This is a genomic window from Rhizobacter sp. (genome assembly GCF_035702065.1).
Taxonomy (GTDB): Bacteria; Pseudomonadota; Gammaproteobacteria; order Burkholderiales; family Burkholderiaceae_C; genus Rhizobacter.
Genome location: NZ_DASSRA010000407.1, coordinates 1 through 4,027 on the forward strand (window position 1 = coordinate 1; position 4,027 = coordinate 4,027).

3 protein-coding genes are annotated in these 4,027 nt (G+C 67.1%); 1 reads left to right on the forward strand and 2 read right to left on the reverse strand.

The annotated features are described in order from the left end of the window. Positions 1 to 1,952 (reverse strand): alanine--tRNA ligase (gene alaS / locus VFL64_RS17880; RefSeq protein WP_489541731.1); only part of this gene is annotated, 1,952 nt, incomplete at its 3' end. Positions 1,953 to 2,090: 138 nt separating this feature from the next. Here alaS and VFL64_RS17885 point away from each other — a divergent pair. Then, positions 2,091 to 3,563, forward strand: coding sequence for an NAD-dependent succinate-semialdehyde dehydrogenase (locus tag VFL64_RS17885; protein ID WP_489541732.1), 1,473 nt, complete (start codon positions 2,091 to 2,093; stop codon positions 3,561 to 3,563). Here VFL64_RS17885 and VFL64_RS17890 read toward each other — a convergent pair. Further along, a partial coding sequence (locus VFL64_RS17890; RefSeq protein WP_489541733.1) for a GGDEF domain-containing protein occupies positions 3,564 to 4,027 on the reverse strand: 464 nt, incomplete at its 5' end.

Genomic DNA, 4,027 nt, shown 5'->3' on the forward strand with positions numbered 1-4,027 from the left:
CCGTACTTCTCGCCGAAGAGCATCATCGCGCCGCTCTTCTGCGCGTCGTCGAGCGCCATCACCTGGGCCGAAGCACCGGCGTTGGCCAGGATCTCGGCGTTGACGATGGCCTCGACCTCGGCGATCTGCGCATCGGTCATCGGGCCGGTGTGGGCAAAGTCGAAGCGCGTGCGCTCGGCGTTCACCAGCGAGCCCTTCTGCTGCACGTGGGCGCCGAGCACCTCGCGCAAGGCCTTGTGCATCAGGTGGGTGGCGCTGTGGTTGCGCACGGTCTTGGCACGCCGCTCGGTGTCCACGCGGGCGGTGAACACGTCGCCCACCTTGACCTCGCCTTCGGCGATGCGGCCGTGGTGGCCAAACACGTCGGCCTGGATCTTCAGCGTGTCGTCGATCACCACGCGGGTGGTGGCGTTGCGGAACTCGCCCGCATCGCCGACCTGGCCGCCGCTCTCGGCATAGAAGGGCGTGTGGTCAAGCACGACCACCACGTCGTCGCCGGCGCGCGCCACGTCGACGGCGCTGCCGTCGACGTAGACGGCGGTGACCTTGGCGCCTTCGTGCGCCAGTTCCTCGTAGCCGTGGAAGGTGGTGGGCGCGCCCTTGTAGTCCAGGCCCTGCGCCATCTTGAACTTGCCCGCCTCGCGGGCGCGCTGCTTCTGTTCTTCGAGCAGCACATTGAAGCGCGCTTCGTCGACCTTCAGGCCGCGCTCGCGGCAGACGTCACCGGTCAGGTCGACCGGGAAGCCGTAGGTGTCGTGCAGCTTGAAGGCGGTGTCGCCATCGAGCACCGCAGGCTTGGCGGCCAGGGCGGTCTCCAGGATCTCCATGCCGCGCTCGATGGTCTGGAAGAAGCGCTCTTCTTCCTGCCTGAGCACCTCAGCGGCACGGGCCGCGTTGGCGCGCAGCTCGGGGTAGGCCTCGCCCATCTGCTCGACCAGGGCCGGCACCAGCGTGCTGAAGAAGGGCTTGCGCGCACCCAGCTTGTAGCCGTGGCGAATGGCGCGGCGGGCAATGCGGCGCAGCACGTAGCCGCGGCCGGCGTTGCCGGGGATCACGCCATCGACCACCGTGAAGGTGCAGGCGCGGATGTGGTCGGCGATGACCTTGAGGCTCGGCGAATCCTTGTCGCAATCAACCGCACCGGCGGCATCGACCGCCTTCTTGGCGGCAGCGAGCAGCGCGACGAAGAGGTCGATCTCGTAGTTGCTGTGCACGTGCTGCAGCACCGCCGTCACGCGCTCCAGGCCCATGCCGGTGTCGACGCTGGGCTTGGGCAGCTTGTGCATCACGCCGTCTTCGGTGCGGTTGAACTGCATGAAGACGTTGTTCCAGATCTCGATGTAGCGGTCGCCGTCTTCGTCGGGGCTGCCAGGCGGGCCGCCGGGGATGCCCTCGCCGTGGTCGTAGAAGATCTCGGTGCAGGGGCCGCAGGGGCCGGTGTCGCCCATCATCCAGAAGTTGTCGGAGGCGTAGCGCGCGCCCTTGTTGTCGCCGATGCGCACGATGCGCTCGGCCGGCACGCCCACCACCTTGTTCCAGATGTCGTAGGCCTCGTCGTCTTCGGCGTACACGGTGACCCAGAGCTTGTCCTTGGGCAGCTTGAAGTGCACGGTGAGCAGCTCCCAGGCGTACTGGATGGCGTCGTGCTTGAAGTAGTCGCCGAAGCTGAAGTTGCCCAGCATCTCGAAGAACGTGTGGTGGCGCGCGGTGTAGCCGACGTTGTCGAGGTCGTTGTGCTTGCCGCCGGCGCGGATGCACTTCTGCGCTGTGGTGGCGCGGGTGTAGGGGCGCTTGTCGAAGCCGAGGAACACGTCCTTGAACTGGTTCATGCCGGCGTTGGTGAACAACAAGGTCGGATCGTCGCCGGGCACCACCGGGCTCGAGGCCACGATGGTGTGGCCCTTCGATTCGAAGAACTTGAGGAAGGTCTGGCGGATCTCGGAGGCTTTCATGCCGTGTCTCTCTCGGTGGTAACTGCTTGATTTTTCAAGACTTTTGATTATAGGTGCCGGCCCGGTGCCAAGCCCCGCGCAGGCTCATGCCCAACGGGTGCGACTTATCATGGCCGAAACCCCCACGGAGACTTCGCCATGGACCAACGCGCCTCGCCCCTCGCCTCGCTCAACGACGCCAGCCTGCTCAAGACCAACGCCCTCATCAACGGCGAATGGGTGGGCGGCAGCAAGCGCTTCGACGTGATCGACCCGGCCACCAGCCAGAAGCTGGTCGACGTGGCCGACCTGGGCGTGATCGAGACGCGCGCCGCGCTGGAAGCCGCGCACAAGGCCTGGCCGCTGTGGCGCAGCAAGACCGCCAAGGAGCGCGGCGCCATCCTGATGAAGTGGTTCCACCTGATGCAGCAGCACGCCGACGACCTGGCGCGCATCATGACCGCCGAGCAGGGCAAGCCGCTGGCCGAGGCCAAGGGTGAAGTCGCCTACGGCGCGAGCTTCATCGAGTGGTTCGCCGAAGAAGGCCGCCGTGTCTACGGCGAGACCATCCCCACCACCGACAACAACAAGCGCTACCTCGTCATCAAGCAGCCCATGGGCGTGTGCGCGGCCATCACGCCGTGGAACTTCCCCATCGCGATGATCACCCGCAAGGTCGGCCCGGCGCTCGCGGCGGGCTGCCCGGTGATCGTCAAGCCGGCCGGGCAGACGCCGCTGTCGGCGCTCGCCATCGCCGAGCTCGGCCAGCGTGCCGGCCTGCCGCCGGGCGTGCTGAACATCATCACCTCGGAGAAGTCGGCCGAGATCGGCAAGGTGCTGTGCGAGAGCGACGTGATCCGCCACCTGTCGTTCACCGGTTCCACCGAGGTAGGCCGCATCCTGGCGGCGCAATGCGCGCCGACCATCAAGAAGCTCTCGCTCGAGCTCGGTGGCAACGCGCCTTTCATCGTGTTCGACGACGCCGACATCGACAGCGCCGTCGACGGGGCCCTGGCCAGCAAGTACCGCAACGCCGGCCAGACCTGCGTGTGCGCCAACCGCCTCTACGTGCAGGACAGCGTGTACGACGAGTTCGTGCAGAAGCTCGCAGCCAAGGCCAAGGCCATCAAGGTGGGCAACGGCTTCGAGGCCGGCATCACCCAGGGCCCGATGATCGACGACAACGCCATCGCCAAGATCGAGCGCCACGTGGCCGACGCCGTGAGCAAGGGCGCCAAGGTGCTGACCGGCGGCAAGCGCATCGGCGACCGCTTCTTCGAGCCCACCGTGCTCACCGACACCACCAGCGAGATGCTGTGTGCCCGTGAAGAAACCTTCGGCCCTGTGGCGCCGGTGTTCCGCTTCAAGACCGAGGCCGAGGCCATCGAGATGGCCAACGCCACCGAGTTCGGCCTGGCCGCCTACTTCTACAGCCGCGACATCGGCCGCATCTTCCGCGTGGGCGAAGGGCTGGAGTCGGGCATGGTCGGGGTGAACACCGGCCTGATCTCGACGGCCGAGGTGCCCTTCGGTGGCGTCAAGCAATCGGGCCTGGGGCGCGAAGGCTCACGCCACGGCATCGAGGACTACCTCGAAATCAAGTACCTCTGCCTGGGCGACATCAACAAGTAGTCACTCGTTGGCCGAACCCTGCATGCCATAGGCACCGAGCAGCGCGCTCGACGACGCATGGCGCAGCAGCTGCTCCGGCTGCTTGCCATCCTGCGGGAACTGCGCCAGGCCCACGTGCGTGAAGATCGGCACGTCGGCGCCGCCGATCTTGAAGGGCTCGCGCAATGAGCGCATGAGCTTCTCCACCACGTGCTGCGCGTCGGTGGGTGCTTCGGTGGACGGCAGCAGCACCGCGAACACATCGGCACCCAGCGAGGCCACCACGTCGCTCGACCGCACGCCGGCGCGCAGCCGCACGGCCACCTTGCGCCGCACCACGTTGGCCGACTCGTGGCCGTGGCCGGCCTCCACGCCCTGCAGGCCTTCGATGCGGAACACCAGCACGCTCACCGGCTTGGGCTCGCGCTCGCGCAGCGCCAGGATCTGGCTCATGTGCTCGATCAGCTGCTGCCGGTTGGGCAGGC